This is a genomic window from Streptococcus sp. HMSC061D10 (assembly GCF_001808865.1).
GTDB lineage: Bacteria > Bacillota > Bacilli > Lactobacillales > Streptococcaceae > Streptococcus.
In genome coordinates, this window is sequence record NZ_KV794988.1 from 22,193 (window position 1) to 41,226 (window position 19,034).

The following is a 19,034-nucleotide window of genomic DNA, read 5'->3' on the forward strand; positions in this document are numbered from 1 at the left end:
AAAAGCCAATCATAGCAAGGTTTTAGCCCATTTTACAGAATGAAAAAACTAGTTTTATCCTTTAAATCATATTATTTTTTGACAAATTTACAAATTTGAACATGCTACTTTCTCTTGAGATAAAACAAAAGTCACCCTTTGGAGTGACTTTTGTAGGAGATTATTATGAAAAAGTTAGGATTTTAATTAAATAAAGTTAGGAGGTCTTTATTTAATAATAGTAGTATACAGGTCTATCCTTAAACCCAACTTAAACAGATTCAATTTCTTTTTAATTTTTAAAACTATGGATTGGAGCTGGGATTTGTCCTCCACGTGCAATGAAATCAACAGACGATGCACCGTTGACTTTCATGACTGGAGCTGTTCCTAAAAGGCCACCAAACTCAATCATGTCGCCTTCTTTTCCTTTTGGAATAATACGTACAGCAGTTGTTTTCATGTTGATGACTCCGATAGCAGCTTCATCCGCAATCATTGCCGCAATCGTTTCTGCAGGTGTATCCTCAGGAATGGCAATCATATCCAAACCAACTGAACAGATAGCTGTCATAGCTTCTAATTTTTCCAAATTAAGGGAGCCGTTTTGCACTGCAGCAATCATCCCCTCGTCCTCAGAAACTGGGATAAAAGCACCTGACAATCCACCAACTTGGTTGCAAGCCATAACTCCGCCTTTTTTAACTTGATCATTCAAGAGAGCCAAGGCAGCAGTCGTTCCATGAGTCCCAACTGTCTCTAGCCCCATTTCTTCAAGAACACGAGCTACAGAATCACCCACTGCTGGAGTTGGAGCTAAACTCAAATCGACAATCCCAAAATCAACTCCGAGGCGCTCACTAGCCATTTGACCAACCAATTGACCAATACGGGTAATCTTGAAAGCTGTTTTTTTAACAGTTTCAGCAACAACATCAAAGCTCTGACCACGAACCTTTTCCAAGGCACGTTTAACAACACCTGGACCAGAAACACCGACATTGATGATGACATCTGCTTCACCAACCCCATGAAAAGCGCCTGCCATAAAAGGATTGTCCTCTACCGCGTTGGCAAATACAACCAATTTAGCCGCCCCCATATCAGATAAAGAAGCTGTTTCCTTGATAATGCGTCCCATATCCGCTACTGCGGTCATATTGATACCCGTTTTAGTCGAACCAATATTTACTGATGAACACACCTTATCCGTTTCTGCCAAAGCACGAGGAATGGAGTTGATAAGGATTTCATCACCTTTTTGATAACCCTTTTGTACCAAGGCTGAAAAACCACCAATGAAGTCAACACCAATTTTTTTCGCAGCTTTATCCAGTGCTTTAGCTAAGACTACATAATCCGTCGCATCGGTAGCAGCACCAATCAAGGAAATTGGAGTAACTGATACCCGTTTATTCACAATAGGAATTCCTAACTCAGACGCAATTTCATCTCCAACAGCCACTAAATTAGCTGCTTTTGTAGTAATCTTTTCATATATTTTGTCCGCAGCACGATTGATATCTGGATCGATACAGTCCAAAAGGGAAATCCCCATGGTAATGGTTCTAATGTCAAAGTTTTGCTCCTCAATCATTGCGATTGTTTCGGTAACTTGTCTAATATCCATAAATACCTCCTAGATATTGTACATAGCATCAAAAATAGCTGCACTTTGAATATTGATTTTGACATTCAAAGTCTGACCAAAAACCTCAAATTCGTTTCTAAGATGTGTAAAATCTTGTTTTTCATCACTAGATACCACAGCCATCATAGTAAAGAATTCGTCCAAGACTGTTTGTGAGATATCATCAATATTTAAGCCTAATTCAGCAATTTTTGTCGCAACACCTGCAACAATTCCAGATTTATCTTTACCAACAACAGTAATAATAGCTTTCATGATTAAACTCCATTTCTAACACAGAACGATATCCATTTTGGACAAAAATAAAATGAAAAAGGAGGGTAGAGTAACTAAATCACTTAATAGTGAATAATTATCCAAGTTGAAACCCTAAAAAAATGTCTTAGGTGATCTTGTACCAGGCTAATATTTTTTACCAAGTCGCTAGTTTAGAACTTAAAACTGATAATTTATTGGCACATAACCTCTTTATAGAATATTTTTGAGAAAATGAACATTGTTGATTTTCTTTTTCAATAGTATAGCATATTTCTTACTAAAATACTCAAAAACGCCTGCTTACGAAATTGTTCTTAAGTAAAAAACAATTTCGTAAACAAGCGTCTACCTTATCATCTTATGATGAGTGTTCCCGCTAGGACATAAGTCCTAGCGGTAGACCAGAGCTAGACTAAGAGCACAAGACTCCATCATCATAACACTCAACAAAATTGATGATTTTATACTAATTCGATGATCGCCATTGGCGCTGCATCACCACGACGTGGTTCAGTTTTAAGGATACGAGTGTATCCACCGTTACGCTCAGCATAACGAGGTGCAATTTCTGAGAACAATTTTTGAAGTGCTGTAGTAGAAGTGTACTTATCAGTTGCTTCATCATAGTTTTCAGATGCGATTTCATTACGTACGAAAGCAGCTGCTTGACGACGTGCATGCAAATCACCACGTTTACCTAGAGTAATCATTTTTTCAACAGTTTTACGGATTTCTTTAGCACGAGCTTCTGTTGTCACGATTGATTCGTTGATCAAAAGGTCAGTTGTCAAATCGCGAAGCATTGCTTTACGTTGTGAGCTAGTGCGTCCTAGTTTACGGTAAGCCATTTATTCCTCCTTTATTTATCTTTTAATCCAAGACCCAAATCAATGAGTTTGACTTTCACTTCTTCCAAACTCTTGCGTCCAAGATTTCTTACTTTCATCATCTCTGCTTCAGATTTTTCTGTCAAATCATGCACAGTATTAATACCGGCACGTTTCAAACAGTTATATGAACGCACAGACAAGTCAAGTTCCTCAATCGTACGTTCCAAGATACGGTCGTCCGATTCAGTATCAGCTTCTTTCATCACTTCTGCTGACTTAGCAATCTCTGTAAGATTTGTAAACAAATCAAGGTGCTCTGTCAAGATACGTGCTGAAAGCCCTAAAGCATCTTCTGGAATAATTGTTCCATTAGTCAAGATTTCAAGGGTTAATTTGTCGAAACCATCATTGCTACCTACACGAGCAGGTTCAACTTGATAGTTGACTTTTGTAACTGGTGTATAAATAGAATCTACAGCAAGTGTTCCAACTGGTGCATTATCTTTTTTGTTTTCATCAGCAGGTACATATCCACGACCACTGTTAACAGTCATTGTCGCTTTTAGAGAAGAACCTTCACCGATTGTAAAGAGATAATGATCTGGATTTACAATTTCAATGTCGCTATCTGTCAAGATATCTCCAGCTGTAATTTCAGCAGGACCTTGCACATCTAGTTCAATGATCTTTTCGTCTTTAACGTAAGATTTTACTGCAATACCTTTGATGTTCAGAATGATTTGCATCACGTCTTCGCGAACACCCGGAACTGTATCAAATTCATGCAATACACCTTCGATATTGATAGATGTTACAGCAGCCCCTGGAAGAGAAGCTAGAAGTACACGACGAAGAGAGTTACCAAGTGTTGTACCGTAACCACGTTCAAGCGGTTCGATTACAAACTTGCCATAATCTTTATTTTCATCAATTTTTGTTATATTTGGTTTTTCAAACTCGATCATTTAGTTACTCCCTCTTAAACGAAAAGCAGTGTAAGGTTATGATTATACACGGCGACGTTTTGGAGGACGAGCACCATTGTGTGGCACTGGAGTCACATCACGAATTGCTGTTACTTCAAGACCAGCGGCAGCAAGAGCACGAATAGCTGACTCACGACCAGAACCTGGACCTTTAACAGTAACTTCAACTGACTTAAGACCGTGTTCTTGTGCAGATTTAGCAGCAGCTTCAGAAGCCATTTGAGCAGCAAATGGTGTAGATTTACGAGAACCTTTGAAACCAAGAGCACCAGCTGATGACCAAGCAATTGCATTACCATGCACATCAGTAATCATAACAATAGTGTTATTAAATGTAGCGTGAATATGAGCAATACCAGATTCGATATTCTTTTTCACACGACGTTTACGTGTTGGTTTAGCCAAGACTTTTACCTCCTATATTATTTTTTCTTACCAGCAATCGCAACAGCTTTACCTTTACGAGTGCGAGCGTTGTTTTTAGTGTTTTGTCCACGGACAGGAAGTCCACGACGGTGACGGATACCACGGTATGAACCGATTTCCATCAAACGTTTGATGTTCAAGTTAACTTCACGACGAAGGTCACCTTCAACTTTAATTGCATCCACTTCACGACGGATAGCATCTTCTTGATCTGGTGTAAGATCGCGAACACGTACATCTTCTGAAATTCCAGCAGCTGCCAAGATTTTCTTAGATGTTGGAAGTCCGATACCGTACACATAAGTCAATGAAATTACTACGCGTTTGTCATTTGGAATGTCAACTCCAGCAATACGAGCCATGTTTTCTCCTTTCTATCTTATCCTTGACGTTGTTTGTGTTTTGGATTTGCTGGGCAAATTACCATAACACGACCATTACGACGAATTACTTTACAGTATTCGCAAATTGGTTTGACCGATGGTCTTACTTTCATTTCTTATCCCTCCAAGTTTTTCGATTATTTAAAGCGGTAAGTGATACGTCCACGTGTCAAGTCATATGGACTCATTTCGACAGTAACACGATCTCCCGCTAAAATACGAATATAGTTTTTACGAATTTTACCAGAAACTGTTGCTAAAATCTGATGTCCATTTTCAAGTTCAACCGTAAACATTGCATTCGGCATAGTATCAACTACTTTACCTTCAACTTCAATCACATCGTCTTTTGCCACGCAAAAGTACCTCCATAAATTTCGATTTGATGCCTCTAGACACAGAGACAACAATTATAAGTCAGACTAACTCAGTATAACATTTGTAGAGACATTTTGCAAGCATGAAAAACGCTTTTATTTCAATTTTGTCAATACTTTTTCGATATCTGCAAAGACATCATTGATATCTTGGTTACCTTCGATATCATGTACCAAACCTTTTGCACGATAGTGGGCAATAATTGGTTCACCTTGGGCAATATTAACATCCAAACGACGTTTTACTGTTTCAGGTTTGTCATCTTCACGTTGGTAATAATCTTCTTCTTTGTAGTCAACTGGTGGATTGAAAACTTTGTGGAAAGTTTCGCCAGTTTCACGGTGAATGATACGACCACTCAAACGTTCGAGTAGACATGGTGGATCTACTTCAATATTGATTACACCCTCAAGTTCAAGACCAAGGTCTACCAAAATTTGATCCAAAGCGTGAGCTTGTTCAATGGTACGAGGGAAACCGTCTAAGAGGAATCCTTTTTTCTTAATGTCATCTTGAGCTAAACGTTCTTTAACGATTCCGTTTGTAACTTCATCTGGAACTAACTCGCCTTTATCAATATAAGACTTAGCTAAGACACCCATTTCAGTTTGGTTAGCCATTGCCGCGCGGAACATATCACCTGTTGAGATATGAGCAACATGAAATTGTTCAACAATTTTTGCTGCCTGTGTACCCTTACCTGCACCAGGTAAGCCCATAATCAAAAGATTCATGATTCAAACTCCTTTTTTGTTTTTAAATAGAAGCAAAAATTCATTTCAACTCCTATTTAAAAACAAAATAGAAGAGAGGAGATAAAAATCTGACAAGGTCTTTGATTTTTAAACTCCACTCTCTGAGCAATAGTGAATTTTCTTTTCTATTACAATTATTCTGTTGTATTCATGAAACCAACATACTTACGTTTCAATAAATAACCTTCCAATTGTTTAATTCCTTCAATACCTGTTGAGATAATGATCAAAAGACTTGTTCCCCCAAAAGCAACGACTTCTGAAAGACCGAATAAATCCTTAGCTACAATAGGTAAAATAGAAATGACACCTAGGAAGAGGGAACCGACTGTTGCGAGACGACGAAGAAGTTTTGACATATACTCTTCTGTCCCTTTACCAGGACGGACACCGTGGATATAAGCACCGCTCTTTTGCAAATTTTCTGCTGCCTTCTCTGGATTAATCTGTACAAATGTATAGAAGAATGTAAAGAGGATAATCAACAGAGCGTACAAAGCGATACCTGTAGGGGCTGTTGTAGATAGCAACTCCTGAGCACTACGTACCCAGGCCCAATCAAGACCAGATGCACTTACAAATTGTAAAATTGCCGCTGGTGCTGCAGTAATCGAGCTAGCAAAGATAACTGGAATAACTCCTGCAGGGTTAATCTTCAATGGAAGATAGGAACTTGACGGTGCTCCTTGTGCTACCTTGGTATACTGAATTGGTATCTTATATTCAGCTTGTTGAACATAAGTTGTAAAGTAAACAATCAATAAGACTGCTACAATTAAGATAGCAACAAAAATGAGGGATGAAGTCAAGCGACTGCTTGGTACATTGACAAAGTAGTCAACATAAATTCCCTTGATCATATCAGGAATTGAAGCAACAATCCCCGCAAAGATAATCATGGAAACACCATTTCCATAACCCTTATCAGTAATTTGCTCTCCCAACCAAGTTACAATCATACTACCCGCTGTTAGGATTGCTCCAATCACAAGGAAAACTTGTGGTGTTAAAGGAACAGTCAAAAGTTTGGCTCCAGATAAAGCATTAAAACCAGCAGTAATTCCGATAGATTGCACGAATGCAAGAACAAGGGCAATATACCGAGTTGCCTGGTTCAACTTTCTACGACCAACTTCCCCTTGTTTGCCCCACTCTACAAACTTCGGTAATAAATCCATTTGTAAGAGTTGGACAACGATAGAAGCAGTAATGTATGGACTAACACCAAGTGCAAAAACTGAAAAGTTTTTCATGGCATTACCAGACACCAAACTTAACATATTTAGAAAAGATAGACCACTCAAAGCATTCAAGCTGTTGGCATTCACCCATGGAACCGTAATGCTAGTCCCGATACGGAAGACAAAGACGATAAAAATTGTAAAAAGAATTTTTGATCGAACTTGCTTGACTTTGAAGGCTTCTCTCAATAATTTAAAAAACATAGGTCACCTCTCTTAGATGACTTCTACTGAACCACCTTTAGCAGTGATAGCTTCTTCAGCTGATTTAGAGAATTTAGCTGCTTTTACAGACAATTTCTTAGTCAACTCACCGTTACCAAGAATTTTGATACCTGATTTTTCAGCTTTAACAATTCCTGATTCGATAAGAACAACTGGAGTTACTTCTGCACCATCTTCAAAGACGTTCAATTGGTCAAGGTTAACAATTGCATATTCTTTAGCGTTGATGTTAGTGAATCCACGTTTTGGAAGACGACGGAACAATGGAGTTTGTCCACCTTCAAAACCAAGACGTACTCCGCCACCGCTACGAGCTTTTTGACCTTTTTGACCACGACCAGATGTTTTACCGTTACCTGATGAAGTACCACGACCAACACGGTTACGAGTTTTACGAGAACCTTCTGCAGGTTTCAATTCATGAAGTTTCATTATATATTTTCTCCTCTTTTGTAAAATGCTAGCGCCGATAAGAGAGAAAAGGTTGTCTCTCCTATCAACTCGCCTATACCTTTGTCATCAAAGATGACTATATCTAGTTTTAGGGGATGGTATACTGCACATCCCCTAAAATTTCATTAGTTTACTTCTTCAACTGTTACCAAGTGAGATACTGCAGTGATCATACCACGAATTGCAGCGTTATCTTCTTTAATAACAGAGCTGTTCAATTTGCCAAGTCCAAGTGCTACAACAGTTTTACGTTGTGATGGAATGCGTCCGATTGGAGACTTAGTCAAAGTAATTTTAATTTGAGCCATTTTATCCCCTTTCTTATGCCAAATCAGAAACTGAAATACCACGAAGGGCAGCAACTTCTTCAGCGCGTTTCAATTGTTTCAAACCTTCAACAGTTGCGCGAACAATGTTGATTGGAGTATTTGAGCCAAGAGATTTAGATGTAACATCAGCTACACCTGCCAACTCGATAACGGCACGAACAGCACCACCAGCGGCAACCCCAGAACCTTCTACAGCTGGTTTCAACAATACCTTAGCTCCACCGAATTCTGAAATAACTTCGTGTGGGATTGTTGTTCCAACCATAGGAACTTCGATCAAGTTTTTCTTAGCATCTTCTACTGCTTTGCGGATTGCTTCTGGAACTTCTTGAGCTTTACCAGTACCAAATCCTACGCGACCATTGTGGTCACCAACGACTACAAGAGCTGCAAAACGAAGACGACGTCCACCTTTAACAACTTTAGTAACACGGTTAACAGCAACTACGCGTTCTTCTAATTCAACTGCATTGTCTTTAAATGCCATTTTCTAGTGTCCTCCTATTAGAATTTCAATCCGTTTTCACGAGCTGCATCAGCCAAAGCTTTCACACGTCCGTGATATAGATATCCACCGCGGTCGAACACCACTTCTGAAATACCTTTAGCGTTTGCACGTTCTGCAACGAGTTTACCGACAGCAACGGCTTGTTCAGTTTTTGTTCCTTTTGAAACTTCTTTGTCAAGAGTTGAAGCACTTGCGAGCGTTACACCCGCTACGTCATCAATAACTTGAGCGTAGATGCCTGTATTAGAACGGAATACGTTCAAACGTGGGCGATCAGCAGTTCCAGAGAGTTTTCCGCGAACGCGACGGTGGCGTTTTTGGCGGAGTTTGTTTTTATCTGGTTTAGAAATCACAGTTTTCACCTCTTTAGTTTTAAATCGTGTGCTATGCACAAAGTTGGAAATGATATTGGTGGCTGAAAATCAACCACTCAATATTATTTACCTGTTTTACCTTCTTTAAGACGAACATATTCGCCAACGTAACGGATACCTTTACCTTTGTATGGTTCTGGTGAACGAAGGCTACGTACGTAAGCAGCTGTTTGACCAACTACTTCTTTCGAAATTCCGCTAACAACGATTGTTGTTGGGTTTGGAAGTTCAAAAGTAATTCCTTCTGGAGCTTCAACTTCGTCTGGATGTGATTTACCAACAGCCAAAACAAGTTTTGATCCTTGAAGTTGTGCACGGTAACCAACCCCACGCATTTCAAGTTGTTTCTTGAATCCTTCTGATACACCAATAACCATGTTGTTCAAAAGAGCACGAGTAGTTCCGTGGATAGTTTTCATTTCTTTTGAATCGTTTGGACGGTGAAGAGTTACTTCAGTACCTTCCACACGAATTTCAATATCTTTTGAGAACTCACGAGTAAGTTCTCCTTTAGGTCCTTTTACAGTTACAACGTTGTCATTGTTAGTGATTTCAACACCAGCAGGCAACACGATAACTTTATTACCAATACGTGACATGTTTTTATTCTCCTGTTAAATTGTCAGGCCATGACGGCCAGTTTTCACGGGGGCTAAATCGATTTCTCGATTTAAAGGAACGTTTAGGTTTCAATTTGAAAGTGAATCTAGGCATCGTCTCGCAGGCATAACTTTGGGTTAGGCAAGAGACGATAACGAAGAGTCACAAAGAAATTGAGAGCTAAATATTACCAAACGTAAGCGATAACTTCCCCACCAACGTTCTTTTGGCGAGCTTCTTTATCAGTAAGCAAACCTTCTGAAGTTGAAAGGATAGCAATTCCAAGACCGTTAAGTACTTTTGGAAGATCTTCACGTTTTTTATAGACACGAAGTCCTGGTTTAGAAACACGTTTCAAGTTAGTGATAACTTTTTCACCGTTTGGTCCGTATTTAAGGAATACACGGATGATGCCTTGTTTGTCATCTTCGATGATTTCTACGTTCTTAACAAAACCTTCGCGTTTAAGGATTTCAGCAATCCCTTTTTTGATGTTTGATGCAGGTACTTCAAGTACTTCGTGTTTTGCTTGGTTAGCGTTACGAATACGAGTTAGGAAGTCTGCGATTGGGTCAGTCATAACCATTTTATTTTCTCCTCTTACTAGTAGTTTGCAAGTTGCACTTGCTAGTTAATGATTGAGCTGGGCTCAGATAGTATTGACACATTCAAACAAGATAATCTCATTTGAACACGAGCTACAACCTGGGCAAAAAAGATAGATTTGTCTTGGAGCATCGCTCCTGCACCAAATCTCCTATTTTTGCTGGGGTTGTTACGCTCTTTGTATCATGATATTACCAAGATGCTTTTGTTACACCAGGGATTTGACCTTTATATGCCAATTCACGGAAGCAAACACGGCAAAGTTTAAACTTGCGGTAAACTGAGTGTGGACGTCCACAACGTTCACAGCGAGTGTATGCTTGAGTAGAGAACTTCGCTGGGCGTTTGTTCTTAGCAATCATAGATTTTTTAGCCATTAGTTATACCTCCTATATTATTTTGCAAAAGGCATTCCAAGGCCTGTAAGCAATGCACGTGACTCTTCGTCAGTGTTAGCAGTAGTTACGATAACGATGTCAAGACCACGAGTTTTGTCAACGTCATCAAAGTTGATTTCTGGGAAGATCAATTGTTCTTTCACACCAAGAGTGTAGTTTCCGCGTCCATCAAATGATTTTGTAGGAACACCGTGGAAGTCACGTACACGTGGAAGTGAAACTGAAACCAATTTATCCAAGAATTCGTACATACGTTCACCACGAAGGGTAACTTTTGCACCGATCGCAACACCTTCACGAAGACGGAAGCCGGCGATTGATTTTTTAGCTTTAGTGATAAGTGGTTTTTGACCTGAGATAAGCGCCAATTCTTCAGCAGCTTTTTCAAGGCTTTTAGCGTTTGATACAGCTTCACCAACACCCATGTTCAAAACGATCTTATCTACTTTAGGCACAGCCATCACTGATGAGTAGTTGAATTGTTCTGTCAAAGCAGGAACTACTTCATTAAGATATTTTTCTTTTAAACGATTTGCCATTATACTTCTCCTTTCCTTCGTGATTAATCAAGCACTTCGCCTGATTTTTTGTTGTAGCGAACTTTTTTACCGTCTACAAATTTGTAACCAACACGACCAGCTACACCGTTTTTGTCCAAAACTTGAACGTTTGATACGTGGATAGCTGCTTCCTTCTCGATGATACCACCTTGAGGAAGTTCGTTAGTTGGACGTTGGTGTTTCTTAACGATGTTAACACCTTCAACGATAACTTTGTTTACTTTTGGAAGGGCAGTAAGGACAACAGCTTCTGTTCCCTTATCTTTACCAGCGATTACGCGAACTTTGTCGCCTTTTTTTACAAACATTTTTTTCTCCTTTTATTCTTACGCCCAATGGGCACCCTGGCTAAGCCAGGGGACTGTGTTTGTTTGATTTTGCTCTGTGAAAATTAAAGTACTTCTGGAGCAAGTGACACGATCTTCATGAAGCCACCTTCACGCAATTCACGTGCAACTGGGCCAAAGATACGTGTTCCGCGAGGAGTTTTATCTTCACGGATGATAACTGCTGCATTTTCGTCAAATTTGATGTATGAACCATCAGCACGACGAGCACCTGATTTAGTACGAACGATAACTGCTTTAACAACGTCACCTTTTTTAACCGCACCACCAGGAGTAGCTTGTTTTACAGATGCCACAATAACATCACCGATGTTCGCAAATTTACGTTTAGAACCACCAAGAACTTTGATAGTCAAGATTTCGCGTGCACCGCTGTTGTCTGCGACTTTCAAACGAGTTTCTGTTTGAATCATTTCAGTTTTCTCCTTTCAGGTTTGATTAGATGATAACCGCTTCTTCAACGACTTCTACAAGACGGAAACGTTTTGTAGCTGAAAGCGGACGAGTTTCCATGATACGTACGATATCGCCTTCTTTGGCAACATTGTTTTCATCATGTGCTTTGTATTTTTTAGAGTAGTTAATACGTTTACCATAGACTGGGTGGTTACGTTTTGTTTCAACTACAACTGTGATTGTCTTGTCCATTTTGTCAGATACAACACGTCCAACAAGAACTTTACGATTATTGCGTTCCATTGAAATTTCTCCTTCCCTAGTCTATTATTTCGCTTCAGATTGAACTGTTTTGATACGAGCGATTTGTTTTTTAACTTCTTTCAAGCGAGCTGTTTGTTCTAATTGACCAGTAGCAGCTTGGAAACGAAGTTCAAACAATTCTTTTTTCAATTCGTTTTCGCGCTTCGCGAGTTCTTCTTGAGAAAGACCACGAAGTTCTTTAACAAATTCTTTTACTTCATTAAGTTTCATGCCTTCTCCTTATTCTGCTTCACGTTTTACGAATTTACATTTAACTGGCAATTTGTGGCTAGCAAGACGAAGCGCTTCGCGAGCGATCTCTTCAGATACACCAGCAACTTCAAACATTACTTTACCACGTTTAACTGGTGCTACCCAACCTTCAGGTGCCCCTTTACCAGATCCCATACGAACCCCGATAGCTTTAGCTGTGTATGATTTGTGTGGGAAGATTTTAATCCAAACTTTACCACCACGTTTCATGTAACGAGTCATGGCGATACGAGCAGCTTCGATTTGGCGGTTAGTGATCCAGTGGCTAGTTGTAGCTTGAAGACCGTATTCACCGAATGCTACTTCTTTTCCACCTTTAGCTTCACCGCGCATTTTACCACGGAATTCACGACGGTGTTTAACACGTTTAGGTACTAACATTGGTTATTTACCTCCTTTAGTGTTTTTACGAGCTGGAAGAACTTCACCACGGTAGATCCATACTTTAACACCAAGTTTACCGTATGTAGTGTCTGCTTCTTCCCAAGCGTAATCGATATCTGCACGAAGTGTGTGAAGTGGAACAGTTCCTTCAGAGTATCCTTCAGCACGGGCGATATCTGCACCGTTCAAACGACCTGATACTTGAGTTTTGATTCCTTTAGCTCCAGCACGCATTGCACGTTGGATTGCTTGTTTTTGTGCACGACGGAAAGCAACACGTTGCTCCAATTGACGAGCAATTCCTTCACCAACAAGGTGAGCATCCAAATCAGGTTGTTTGATTTCGATGATGTTGATGTGTACTTGTTTTCCAGTCAATTTGTTAAGTTTAGCACGAAGTGCATCAACGTTAGCACCACCTTTACCGATAACCATACCTGGTTTAGCAGTGTGAAGTGAAACGTTAACTTTGTTTACTGCGCGTTCAATTTCAATAGTTGAAACTGCTGCGTCAGCAAGTTCTTTTTGAACGAATTTACGGATTGCAAGATCTTCATGAAGGTAATCCGCGTATTCTTTTTCAGCATACCATTTGGCATCCCAATCACGGATGATGCCGACACGCATACCAATTGGATGTACTTTTTGACCCACGATTTTACCTCCTTATTTTTCTGCAACAGCTACAGTGATGTGAGCTGTACGTTTGTTGATTGGTGAAGCTGAACCTTTCGCACGTGGACGGAAACGTTTCATAGTTGGTCCTTCATTTGCGAATGCTTCAGATACTACCAAGTTAGCTTTATCCAAACCAAAGTTGTTTTCAGCGTTAGCTACAGCTGAGTTCAAAACTTTCAAGATGATTTCAGCAGCTTTGTTTGGAGTGAATGTCAAAATTGCGATTGCATCGGCTACGCTTTTACCACGGATGTTGTCAAGAACAAGACGTGATTTACGAGGTGAAACACGTACTGTGCGAGCCATTGCTTTAGCTGAAGTAATTTCTGCCATTTATGTTCTCCTTATTTTCTACGTGTCTTCTTGTCGTCTGCGGCGTGACCTTTGTAAGTACGAGTTGGTGCAAATTCACCAAGTTTGTGACCTACCATGTCTTCTTGGATGTAAACAGGTACGTGTTTACGTCCATCATAAACTGCGATTGTGTAACCAATGAAACTTGGGAAGATCGTTGAACGACGTGACCAAGTTTTGATAACTTTTTTCTTTTCGTCGTTAGCTTGAGCTTCAACTTTTTTCATCAAATGCTCATCGACGAAAGGTCCTTTTTTAAGACTGCGTCCCATTTTTATATTTTCTCCTTTAAATTTTGTACCACAGCGGCTTGCGCTCACAAGGAGCGCTACCGAGCTGGCGGAATTTCCTAGTTGCTTAAGCGACTAGTTTTAAATTATTTCTCGTTGCGACGACGAACGATAAGTTTGTCAGATTTCGCTTTCTTGTTACGAGTTTTAAGACCAAGAGCAGGTTTGCCCCATGGAGTAGATGGTGCTTTACGACCAACTGGTGCTTTACCTTCACCACCACCGTGTGGGTGATCGTTAGGGTTCATTACAGAACCACGAACTGTTGGGCGGATACCTTTCCAACGGCTACGTCCTGCTTTACCAAGGTTTACAAGTCCATGTTGTTCGTTTCCGACAACACCAACTGTAGCACGACAAGTTCCAAGAATCATACGAACTTCGCCTGATTGAAGACGAACAAGAACGTATTTACCTTCTTGTCCCAATACTTGAGCAGAAGCTCCAGCAGCACGAACCAATTCACCACCACGACCTGGTTTCAACTCAATGTTGTGAACCAAAGTACCAACTGGGATGTTAGCAAGTGGAAGAGCGTTACCTACTTTGATATCTGCTTCAGGACCTGAAACGATACGTTGACCAACTTCAAGACCTTTTGGAGCGATGATGTATGCTTTCACACCGTCAGTGTAGTGCACAAGAGCGATGTTTGCAGAACGGTTTGGATCGTACTCGATAGTTTTAACAACTGCTTCAACGTTATCTTTGTTACGTTTAAAGTCAACCAAACGGTAGAAACGTTTGTGTCCACCACCTTGGTGACGAACAGTGATACGACCGTTGTTGTTACGACCAGCCTTGTTCTTCAAAGCAACAAGCAAAGTTTTTTCTGGTGTGCTTGTTGTGATTTCAGCGAAATCCAAAGAAGTCATATTACGGCGACCGTTTGTTGTTGGTTTATAAACACGAATTCCCACGATATTTCCTCCTTAGATTATTCAGCTTCAGCAGCGAACAACTCGATTGCTTTTGAATCAGCTGTAAGTGTGATGATAGCTTTTTTAGTTTTGTTAGTAAAACCAGTGTAACGTCCAACACGTTTAGCTTTAGGTTTTACGTTGATTGTGTTAACATTTGCAACTTTAACACCTTCGAAAGCAGCTTCAACAGCTTGCTTGATCAAAAGTTTGTGCGCACGTGTGTCAACTTCAAATACATATTTTCCTGCTTCAAGTTGAGCCATTGAGCTTTCAGTGATTACAGGTTTTTTGATAACATCATACAAATTCATTATGCAAGAACCTCCTCGATTTTAGAGATAGCTGCTTGAGTAACAAGAAGTTTGTCACTATTTGCGATGTCAAGAACACTTGCAGTTGTAGCAGTCGCAACTTTCACGTTTGGAAGGTTACGAGCTGAAAGAGCTGCGAATTCGTTTCCTTCTTCAAGAATAACAAGGACTTTAGAATCGATGCTCAAAGCTGCAAGAACTTTTGCAAATTCAGCAGTTTTTGGAGCTGTAAATTCAAGAGAATCAACGGCTACAAATTTGTTTTCAGCAACTTTTTCTGAGTAAACAGATTTTAGTGCAAGGCGACGAACTTTTTGAGGAAGTTTGTACGCATAGCTACGTGGAGTTGGTCCGAAGACAATTCCACCACCACGCCATTGTGGAGAGCGGATAGAACCTTGACGAGCACGTCCAGTTCCTTTTTGACGCCATGGTTTGCGTCCGCCACCTGAAACGGCTGAACGGTTTTTAACAGCGTGAGTTCCTTGACGAAGGCTAGCACGTTGGCTGATGATGACATCAAACACAACAGATTGGTTTGGTTCGATACCAAAGATTGCATCGTTAAGAACAACTTCGCCCGCTTGTTTACCAGTTTGGTCGAATAATGTTACATTTGCCATTTTGACTGTATTCCCCTTTCCTTATTATTTACCAGCTTTAACTGCTGATTTGATAGTGATAAGAGATTTCTTAGCACCTGGTACGTTACCTTTGATAAGGATAACGTTCTTTTCTGGAACAACTTGTACAACTTCAAGGTTTTGAATTGTTACACGGTCGCCACCCATACGTCCTGCAAGGTTTTTACCTTTGAATACGCGGTTAGGTGCAACAGGTCCCATAGAACCTGGACGACGGTGGTAACGAGAACCGTGAGCCATAGGTCCACGTGATTGTCCGTGGCGTTTGATAACACCTTGGAAACCTTTACCTTTAGAAGTACCAGTTACGTCAACAACATCTCCAGCTGCGAAAGTTTCAACTGTGATTTCAGCACCAACTTCCAAGCCTTCAACGTTTTTGAATTCACGAATGAAGCGCTTAGGAGCCGTGTTAGCTTTTGCTACATGTCCTTTAGCAGGTTTGTTGCTCAATACTTCGCGTTTGTCATCGAAACCAACTTGGATAGCGTTGTATCCGTCTGTTTCAACAGTTTTAACTTGAAGAACAACGTTTGGAGTTGCTTCAATAACTGTTACAGGGATCAATTCGCCAGCTTCAGTGAAGATTTGAGTCATTCCCACTTTTTTCCCTAAGATTCCTTTTGTCATGAGAAAATAGTTCCTTTTCTATATTTTTTATTCAAAAAGTTTTTAACGAGCGTTTTTTATGCTCAAGTTATCAAGCTTTAAATTAAAGTTTGATTTCTACGTTTACACCACTTGGAAGATCCAATTTCATCAAAGCGTCAACTGTTTTTTGAGTTGGGTTAACGATATCGATCAAACGTTTGTGTGTACGCATTTCAAATTGTTCGCGAGAGTCTTTGTATTTGTGAGTCGCACGAATGATTGTGTAGAGGCTACGCTCAGTTGGAAGTGGGATTGGACCCGCAACTTGTGCACCTGTACGAGTAGCTGATTCTACGATTTTTGCAGCCGCTGTGTCAAGCGTACGGTGTTCGTAAGCTTTCAAACGGATACGGATTTTTTTGTTTGCCATCTTTTTCTCCTTTTCGTCTATTTAAGATAATAGGCTAGCTCCACAAGAAAACCGACGCGCGTTGCGTGGCAATGCAACCGAGCGTGTCGCAACCTCTTGCATCAAAGCTAAAGCTGTAATTTACAGCACCATAATAGAATAACACAAAGCCCCTGCGATTGCAAGGGATTTGACAGGTTTTTTTAAATTTTTTAAATGAAACTGTTTTCTTGTTCCATTTTAATGAATTTGCATATTTAAGTGCTGGATTTTCTGACTTTTCTTCTATATATTGTTAGTTTTAATTTGAAATTTATCATCTGATTGATCTACCAAGATATCAGCTCTTGACTCGGTTTCTTTATAGTATTGTAGATACTGCTCCCGTCTCATCTGCTGACTAGCTAATATAAAGGATGCATCACGATTTCTCACAGTCGTATCTCGAGCTAGTCGCCTCTTTAATTCGGTCTCCTCATCCGTGTAGAAACAAATGGTTTTGTCAAAGAGTTCCTTGGGCAGAAAACCCACAGACATCCCTTCGACTATCAGAATTGGTTTTGCTCCCGATAAGACCTCACTAGCCTTCCAAGGTTCTGCTATTGTCAAGACATCCATACCCGCCTGCAAAGCGAGGATATCTCTTTGTAAACTTGCTAGCTCATGCGCTACTGGTAAACATGCTGTCACCTTTTGGTCCGGTGTCTCTTTAGGTACCACTAAATGTCGTTCCGAAGTAATATAGGGATCTGTCTCTAGTAAATTTACATTTTCAGAATCTAAAACTTGGAACAATTCTTGAGCAAAAGTTGATTTTCCTGAGGCTCCATGGCCGTAGATACCTAGCGTTTTTACTTTTCCAGACTCTATTTCTGATACTAGTCTTTCTATTAAGTCTTTTTTCTTCATTCTCTCTTCACCTGTTCATAGCTTTGCTTCCCATCATTAAGCTTGTCCCAAATAACTACTTTTCCACTTTGCAGAGATTTTTGCACATCGATAATCCGCTGATTAGAAGAGCCTCGGAACTGGAGCATAAGATTTCTCTTAGTTCGATCATAACGACCATCGACAAGGATGTCAATCAGCGACAAGAGTTCCAATTTGTCTGGAGTCTCCAGCATCATTTCTTCCCAAGTATAACCTGTCCAGGACCAGATATCTTTATCTGGCAATTCCTTACGAATGCGTTTGACGAGAGGTAAGAGAATACCCGTATTGAGGAATGGCTCTCCTCCCAGTAAGGTCAATCCTTGAACATAAGGCTGGGCCAAGTCTGCCATGATTTGTTCTTCTAACTCTGGCGTATAAGGAATTCCTGCATTGAAAGACCAGGTCGCAACATTATAACAGCCCTCGCAGTGAAACATACAGCCTGCTACATAGAGAGAATTGCGCACTCCCTCTCCATCGACAAAGTTAAAAGCCTTATAGTCAATGATACGCCCCTGACTGAGTTCTTCACTCTTCCACTCGCCTGGTTTTGGTGTATTCCATGTCATCCTTCTACTCCAACTCTATCCAGTAGCGCTCCGTTCCATTTCGAACATCCTCCAACTCTCCACCATTAGCTAAGATAACAGCTCGGCTGGCAGGATTTTCCGTGCTACAAGTCACCAGAGCACGATGGATGTTCTTTTCCTTGGCAATTTGCAAGCCCTGACGGAGAGCTTCCTTAGCATAACCTTTACCTCTTTCAGATGGGCGAATAGAATATCCTATATTCCCTGCATAATTCAGCAGTCCCTCATTTAGTCTCAATCGTAAATTTAAAAAACCTAAAGCATGACCTGATTCATCAAACAATACGAACTGAATTGATGGAACGCGATTTTCAGGCAAGTTTATTCCCATTTCTTTATTAAGGTTAGTTTCTAGCCAATTCTCGTAAGAAAAACCCTCAGCATCCCAAAAGCCACCGTCGTGGGCTGATTGAGTCTGCTCAAACTCTGACATCATCTCTAAAACTGTCTCTTTATCTGCCAATCTTGGTCTGCGTAATATCATCTTTACCTCCAACTAAGAGAAAAGCGAGAGCGGACTCTCACTTTTTCTTATTCTTATTTAAAAATTGCTCTCTCAGGCTAGCCACTCGGTCTTTTTTATTGCCTCCACCTTTTGAATGTTTCTCGTGGAACCGTTGAACCAAGGCCTTGCCCTTATCGTCTAATTGATATTTTCCCATTCTATC

Annotated in this window: 35 protein-coding genes; all 35 read right to left on the reverse strand. The window is 40.3% G+C overall.

Going from position 1 to position 19,034, the window contains the following annotated elements; genetic code table 11:
- Positions 1-271: 271 nt before the first annotated feature.
- The 35 genes from HMPREF2728_RS00325 to HMPREF2728_RS10470 all read right to left on the reverse strand — a co-directional run bounded on the left by HMPREF2728_RS00325 (position 272) and on the right by HMPREF2728_RS10470 (position 19,028).
- On the reverse strand, positions 272-1,609 hold the full coding sequence (locus tag HMPREF2728_RS00325; protein WP_075226735.1) for a PFL family protein: 1,338 nt from the start codon (positions 1,607-1,609) through the stop codon (positions 272-274).
- Between the two features lie 9 nt (positions 1,610-1,618).
- Entirely contained in the window at positions 1,619-1,885 is a 267-nt protein-coding gene (locus tag HMPREF2728_RS00330; RefSeq protein ID WP_000644115.1) for an ACT domain-containing protein, read from the reverse strand.
- Between the two features lie 464 nt (positions 1,886-2,349).
- Complete coding sequence (gene rplQ, locus HMPREF2728_RS00335) at positions 2,350-2,736, reverse strand: 50S ribosomal protein L17 (protein ID WP_000331493.1); 387 nt, start codon at positions 2,734-2,736, stop codon at positions 2,350-2,352.
- A gap of 11 nt (positions 2,737-2,747) precedes the next feature.
- On the reverse strand, positions 2,748-3,683 hold the full coding sequence (locus tag HMPREF2728_RS00340) for a DNA-directed RNA polymerase subunit alpha (RefSeq protein WP_000568996.1): 936 nt from the start codon (positions 3,681-3,683) through the stop codon (positions 2,748-2,750).
- Between the two features lie 42 nt (positions 3,684-3,725).
- On the reverse strand, positions 3,726-4,109 hold the full coding sequence (gene rpsK, locus HMPREF2728_RS00345) for a 30S ribosomal protein S11 (RefSeq protein WP_001118385.1): 384 nt from the start codon (positions 4,107-4,109) through the stop codon (positions 3,726-3,728).
- Positions 4,110-4,126: 17 nt separating this feature from the next.
- The gene (gene rpsM, locus HMPREF2728_RS00350) at positions 4,127-4,492 is read right to left on the reverse strand and encodes a 30S ribosomal protein S13 (protein ID WP_000090783.1); all 366 of its coding nucleotides are present in this window, start codon (positions 4,490-4,492) and stop codon (positions 4,127-4,129) included.
- Positions 4,493-4,509: 17 nt separating this feature from the next.
- Complete coding sequence (rpmJ, locus tag HMPREF2728_RS10180; protein WP_001808836.1) at positions 4,510-4,626, reverse strand: 50S ribosomal protein L36; 117 nt, start codon at positions 4,624-4,626, stop codon at positions 4,510-4,512.
- 24 nt (positions 4,627-4,650) lie between these two features.
- Positions 4,651-4,869 carry a translation initiation factor IF-1 gene (gene infA / locus HMPREF2728_RS00355; RefSeq protein WP_001029883.1) on the reverse strand — a complete coding sequence of 73 codons (219 nt, stop codon included), beginning with the start codon at positions 4,867-4,869 and terminating at the stop codon, positions 4,651-4,653.
- Positions 4,870-4,986: 117 nt separating this feature from the next.
- The gene (locus HMPREF2728_RS00360) at positions 4,987-5,625 is read right to left on the reverse strand and encodes an adenylate kinase (RefSeq protein ID WP_075226736.1); all 639 of its coding nucleotides are present in this window, start codon (positions 5,623-5,625) and stop codon (positions 4,987-4,989) included.
- A 155-nt stretch (positions 5,626-5,780) separates the two neighbouring features.
- Positions 5,781-7,091, reverse strand: a complete 1,311-nt coding sequence (gene secY, locus HMPREF2728_RS00365) for a preprotein translocase subunit SecY (protein ID WP_000465391.1) — start codon at positions 7,089-7,091, stop codon at positions 5,781-5,783.
- A 12-nt stretch (positions 7,092-7,103) separates the two neighbouring features.
- Entirely contained in the window at positions 7,104-7,544 is a 441-nt protein-coding gene (rplO, locus tag HMPREF2728_RS00370) for a 50S ribosomal protein L15 (RefSeq protein WP_000766079.1), read from the reverse strand.
- A gap of 146 nt (positions 7,545-7,690) precedes the next feature.
- Positions 7,691-7,873 carry a 50S ribosomal protein L30 gene (gene rpmD / locus HMPREF2728_RS00375; RefSeq protein ID WP_000057241.1) on the reverse strand — a complete coding sequence of 61 codons (183 nt, stop codon included), beginning with the start codon at positions 7,871-7,873 and terminating at the stop codon, positions 7,691-7,693.
- Between the two features lie 13 nt (positions 7,874-7,886).
- Positions 7,887-8,381 (reverse strand): 30S ribosomal protein S5, encoded by a 495-nt coding sequence (gene rpsE, locus HMPREF2728_RS00380; RefSeq protein WP_000874203.1) that lies wholly within the window; start codon positions 8,379-8,381, stop codon positions 7,887-7,889.
- Positions 8,382-8,398: 17 nt separating this feature from the next.
- Positions 8,399-8,755, reverse strand: coding sequence for a 50S ribosomal protein L18 (gene rplR, locus HMPREF2728_RS00385; RefSeq protein WP_000624044.1), 357 nt, complete (start codon positions 8,753-8,755; stop codon positions 8,399-8,401).
- An 83-nt stretch (positions 8,756-8,838) separates the two neighbouring features.
- On the reverse strand, positions 8,839-9,375 hold the full coding sequence (gene rplF / locus HMPREF2728_RS00390) for a 50S ribosomal protein L6 (protein WP_000086625.1): 537 nt from the start codon (positions 9,373-9,375) through the stop codon (positions 8,839-8,841).
- A gap of 188 nt (positions 9,376-9,563) precedes the next feature.
- Positions 9,564-9,962, reverse strand: a complete 399-nt coding sequence (gene rpsH, locus HMPREF2728_RS00395; RefSeq protein WP_000245504.1) for a 30S ribosomal protein S8 — start codon at positions 9,960-9,962, stop codon at positions 9,564-9,566.
- Positions 9,963-10,173: 211 nt separating this feature from the next.
- Positions 10,174-10,359 (reverse strand): type Z 30S ribosomal protein S14, encoded by a 186-nt coding sequence (locus HMPREF2728_RS00400; RefSeq protein ID WP_001085699.1) that lies wholly within the window; start codon positions 10,357-10,359, stop codon positions 10,174-10,176.
- A 17-nt stretch (positions 10,360-10,376) separates the two neighbouring features.
- Entirely contained in the window at positions 10,377-10,919 is a 543-nt protein-coding gene (gene rplE / locus HMPREF2728_RS00405; protein ID WP_000013542.1) for a 50S ribosomal protein L5, read from the reverse strand.
- Positions 10,920-10,942: 23 nt separating this feature from the next.
- Positions 10,943-11,248, reverse strand: coding sequence for a 50S ribosomal protein L24 (rplX, locus tag HMPREF2728_RS00410; protein WP_000497691.1), 306 nt, complete (start codon positions 11,246-11,248; stop codon positions 10,943-10,945).
- An 83-nt stretch (positions 11,249-11,331) separates the two neighbouring features.
- Positions 11,332-11,700, reverse strand: coding sequence for a 50S ribosomal protein L14 (gene rplN, locus HMPREF2728_RS00415; protein ID WP_000616548.1), 369 nt, complete (start codon positions 11,698-11,700; stop codon positions 11,332-11,334).
- Positions 11,701-11,725: 25 nt separating this feature from the next.
- Positions 11,726-11,986 carry a 30S ribosomal protein S17 gene (gene rpsQ / locus HMPREF2728_RS00420; RefSeq protein ID WP_000440801.1) on the reverse strand — a complete coding sequence of 87 codons (261 nt, stop codon included), beginning with the start codon at positions 11,984-11,986 and terminating at the stop codon, positions 11,726-11,728.
- Positions 11,987-12,010: 24 nt separating this feature from the next.
- A complete protein-coding gene (rpmC, locus tag HMPREF2728_RS00425) occupies positions 12,011-12,217 on the reverse strand; it encodes a 50S ribosomal protein L29 (protein WP_000772918.1) in 207 nt (68 codons plus the stop codon).
- A gap of 9 nt (positions 12,218-12,226) precedes the next feature.
- Complete coding sequence (gene rplP, locus HMPREF2728_RS00430; protein ID WP_000960948.1) at positions 12,227-12,640, reverse strand: 50S ribosomal protein L16; 414 nt, start codon at positions 12,638-12,640, stop codon at positions 12,227-12,229.
- A 3-nt stretch (positions 12,641-12,643) separates the two neighbouring features.
- Entirely contained in the window at positions 12,644-13,297 is a 654-nt protein-coding gene (gene rpsC, locus HMPREF2728_RS00435; protein ID WP_000529936.1) for a 30S ribosomal protein S3, read from the reverse strand.
- Between the two features lie 12 nt (positions 13,298-13,309).
- Positions 13,310-13,654 (reverse strand): 50S ribosomal protein L22, encoded by a 345-nt coding sequence (gene rplV, locus HMPREF2728_RS00440; RefSeq protein WP_000818137.1) that lies wholly within the window; start codon positions 13,652-13,654, stop codon positions 13,310-13,312.
- Positions 13,655-13,665: 11 nt separating this feature from the next.
- Complete coding sequence (gene rpsS, locus HMPREF2728_RS00445; protein WP_000533766.1) at positions 13,666-13,947, reverse strand: 30S ribosomal protein S19; 282 nt, start codon at positions 13,945-13,947, stop codon at positions 13,666-13,668.
- A gap of 104 nt (positions 13,948-14,051) precedes the next feature.
- Complete coding sequence (gene rplB / locus HMPREF2728_RS00450; RefSeq protein WP_000512914.1) at positions 14,052-14,885, reverse strand: 50S ribosomal protein L2; 834 nt, start codon at positions 14,883-14,885, stop codon at positions 14,052-14,054.
- 17 nt (positions 14,886-14,902) lie between these two features.
- On the reverse strand, positions 14,903-15,199 hold the full coding sequence (locus HMPREF2728_RS00455; RefSeq protein ID WP_001055347.1) for a 50S ribosomal protein L23: 297 nt from the start codon (positions 15,197-15,199) through the stop codon (positions 14,903-14,905).
- A complete protein-coding gene (rplD, locus tag HMPREF2728_RS00460; protein WP_000024549.1) occupies positions 15,199-15,822 on the reverse strand; it encodes a 50S ribosomal protein L4 in 624 nt (207 codons plus the stop codon). The genes HMPREF2728_RS00455 and rplD overlap by 1 nt, the downstream gene beginning before the upstream one ends.
- Before the next feature lie 24 nt (positions 15,823-15,846).
- Positions 15,847-16,473 carry a 50S ribosomal protein L3 gene (gene rplC / locus HMPREF2728_RS00465; protein WP_000160197.1) on the reverse strand — a complete coding sequence of 209 codons (627 nt, stop codon included), beginning with the start codon at positions 16,471-16,473 and terminating at the stop codon, positions 15,847-15,849.
- Between the two features lie 82 nt (positions 16,474-16,555).
- Positions 16,556-16,864, reverse strand: coding sequence for a 30S ribosomal protein S10 (gene rpsJ / locus HMPREF2728_RS00470; RefSeq protein WP_001284513.1), 309 nt, complete (start codon positions 16,862-16,864; stop codon positions 16,556-16,558).
- Between the two features lie 264 nt (positions 16,865-17,128).
- On the reverse strand, positions 17,129-17,752 hold the full coding sequence (locus HMPREF2728_RS00475; RefSeq protein WP_075226737.1) for a uridine kinase family protein: 624 nt from the start codon (positions 17,750-17,752) through the stop codon (positions 17,129-17,131).
- The gene (gene nrdG, locus HMPREF2728_RS00480) at positions 17,749-18,345 is read right to left on the reverse strand and encodes an anaerobic ribonucleoside-triphosphate reductase activating protein (protein ID WP_075226738.1); all 597 of its coding nucleotides are present in this window, start codon (positions 18,343-18,345) and stop codon (positions 17,749-17,751) included. Before nrdG ends, HMPREF2728_RS00475 begins: the two co-directional genes overlap by 4 nt.
- 4 nt (positions 18,346-18,349) lie before the next feature.
- Positions 18,350-18,850, reverse strand: coding sequence for a GNAT family N-acetyltransferase (locus HMPREF2728_RS00485; RefSeq protein WP_075226739.1), 501 nt, complete (start codon positions 18,848-18,850; stop codon positions 18,350-18,352).
- A 37-nt stretch (positions 18,851-18,887) separates the two neighbouring features.
- Positions 18,888-19,028: a hypothetical protein gene (locus HMPREF2728_RS10470; protein WP_000521609.1), complete on the reverse strand. Its 141-nt coding sequence runs from the start codon at positions 19,026-19,028 to the stop codon at positions 18,888-18,890.
- Between the last annotated feature and the right edge of the window lie 6 nt (positions 19,029-19,034).

Excerpts from the sequence above, each read along its gene's own strand:
- rplC (WP_000160197.1), bottom strand. The coding sequence starts at position 16,473 with ATGACAAAAGGAATCTTAGGGAAAAAAGTGGGAATGACTCAAATCTTC.
- rpmD (WP_000057241.1), bottom strand. The coding sequence starts at position 7,873 with ATGGCTCAAATTAAAATTACTTTGACTAAGTCTCCAATCGGACGCATT.
- rpsE (WP_000874203.1), bottom strand. The coding sequence starts at position 8,381 with ATGGCATTTAAAGACAATGCAGTTGAATTAGAAGAACGCGTAGTTGCT.
- HMPREF2728_RS00325 (WP_075226735.1), bottom strand. The coding sequence starts at position 1,609 with ATGGATATTAGACAAGTTACCGAAACAATCGCAATGATTGAGGAGCAA.
- HMPREF2728_RS00330 (WP_000644115.1), bottom strand. The coding sequence starts at position 1,885 with ATGAAAGCTATTATTACTGTTGTTGGTAAAGATAAATCTGGAATTGTT.
- HMPREF2728_RS00485 (WP_075226739.1), bottom strand. The coding sequence starts at position 18,850 with ATGATATTACGCAGACCAAGATTGGCAGATAAAGAGACAGTTTTAGAG.
- HMPREF2728_RS10470 (WP_000521609.1), bottom strand. The coding sequence starts at position 19,028 with ATGGGAAAATATCAATTAGACGATAAGGGCAAGGCCTTGGTTCAACGG.
- rplE (WP_000013542.1), bottom strand. The coding sequence starts at position 10,919 with ATGGCAAATCGTTTAAAAGAAAAATATCTTAATGAAGTAGTTCCTGCT.
- HMPREF2728_RS00340 (WP_000568996.1), bottom strand. The coding sequence starts at position 3,683 with ATGATCGAGTTTGAAAAACCAAATATAACAAAAATTGATGAAAATAAA.
- rplD (WP_000024549.1), bottom strand. The coding sequence starts at position 15,822 with ATGGCAAATGTAACATTATTCGACCAAACTGGTAAACAAGCGGGCGAA.
- rplQ (WP_000331493.1), bottom strand. The coding sequence starts at position 2,736 with ATGGCTTACCGTAAACTAGGACGCACTAGCTCACAACGTAAAGCAATG.
- HMPREF2728_RS00475 (WP_075226737.1), bottom strand. The coding sequence starts at position 17,752 with ATGAAGAAAAAAGACTTAATAGAAAGACTAGTATCAGAAATAGAGTCT.
- rplP (WP_000960948.1), bottom strand. The coding sequence starts at position 12,640 with ATGTTAGTACCTAAACGTGTTAAACACCGTCGTGAATTCCGTGGTAAA.
- HMPREF2728_RS00360 (WP_075226736.1), bottom strand. The coding sequence starts at position 5,625 with ATGAATCTTTTGATTATGGGCTTACCTGGTGCAGGTAAGGGTACACAG.
- secY (WP_000465391.1), bottom strand. The coding sequence starts at position 7,091 with ATGTTTTTTAAATTATTGAGAGAAGCCTTCAAAGTCAAGCAAGTTCGA.
- HMPREF2728_RS00455 (WP_001055347.1), bottom strand. The coding sequence starts at position 15,199 with ATGAATTTGTATGATGTTATCAAAAAACCTGTAATCACTGAAAGCTCA.
- rpsS (WP_000533766.1), bottom strand. The coding sequence starts at position 13,947 with ATGGGACGCAGTCTTAAAAAAGGACCTTTCGTCGATGAGCATTTGATG.
- rpsJ (WP_001284513.1), bottom strand. The coding sequence starts at position 16,864 with ATGGCAAACAAAAAAATCCGTATCCGTTTGAAAGCTTACGAACACCGT.
- rpsM (WP_000090783.1), bottom strand. The coding sequence starts at position 4,492 with ATGGCTCGTATTGCTGGAGTTGACATTCCAAATGACAAACGCGTAGTA.
- rpmJ (WP_001808836.1), bottom strand. The coding sequence starts at position 4,626 with ATGAAAGTAAGACCATCGGTCAAACCAATTTGCGAATACTGTAAAGTA.
- rplN (WP_000616548.1), bottom strand. The coding sequence starts at position 11,700 with ATGATTCAAACAGAAACTCGTTTGAAAGTCGCAGACAACAGCGGTGCA.
- rplX (WP_000497691.1), bottom strand. The coding sequence starts at position 11,248 with ATGTTTGTAAAAAAAGGCGACAAAGTTCGCGTAATCGCTGGTAAAGAT.
- rplF (WP_000086625.1), bottom strand. The coding sequence starts at position 9,375 with ATGTCACGTATTGGTAATAAAGTTATCGTGTTGCCTGCTGGTGTTGAA.
- rplO (WP_000766079.1), bottom strand. The coding sequence starts at position 7,544 with ATGAAACTTCATGAATTGAAACCTGCAGAAGGTTCTCGTAAAACTCGT.
- rpmC (WP_000772918.1), bottom strand. The coding sequence starts at position 12,217 with ATGAAACTTAATGAAGTAAAAGAATTTGTTAAAGAACTTCGTGGTCTT.
- nrdG (WP_075226738.1), bottom strand. The coding sequence starts at position 18,345 with ATGACATGGAATACACCAAAACCAGGCGAGTGGAAGAGTGAAGAACTC.
- rpsQ (WP_000440801.1), bottom strand. The coding sequence starts at position 11,986 with ATGGAACGCAATAATCGTAAAGTTCTTGTTGGACGTGTTGTATCTGAC.
- rplV (WP_000818137.1), bottom strand. The coding sequence starts at position 13,654 with ATGGCAGAAATTACTTCAGCTAAAGCAATGGCTCGCACAGTACGTGTT.
- HMPREF2728_RS00400 (WP_001085699.1), bottom strand. The coding sequence starts at position 10,359 with ATGGCTAAAAAATCTATGATTGCTAAGAACAAACGCCCAGCGAAGTTC.
- rpsH (WP_000245504.1), bottom strand. The coding sequence starts at position 9,962 with ATGGTTATGACTGACCCAATCGCAGACTTCCTAACTCGTATTCGTAAC.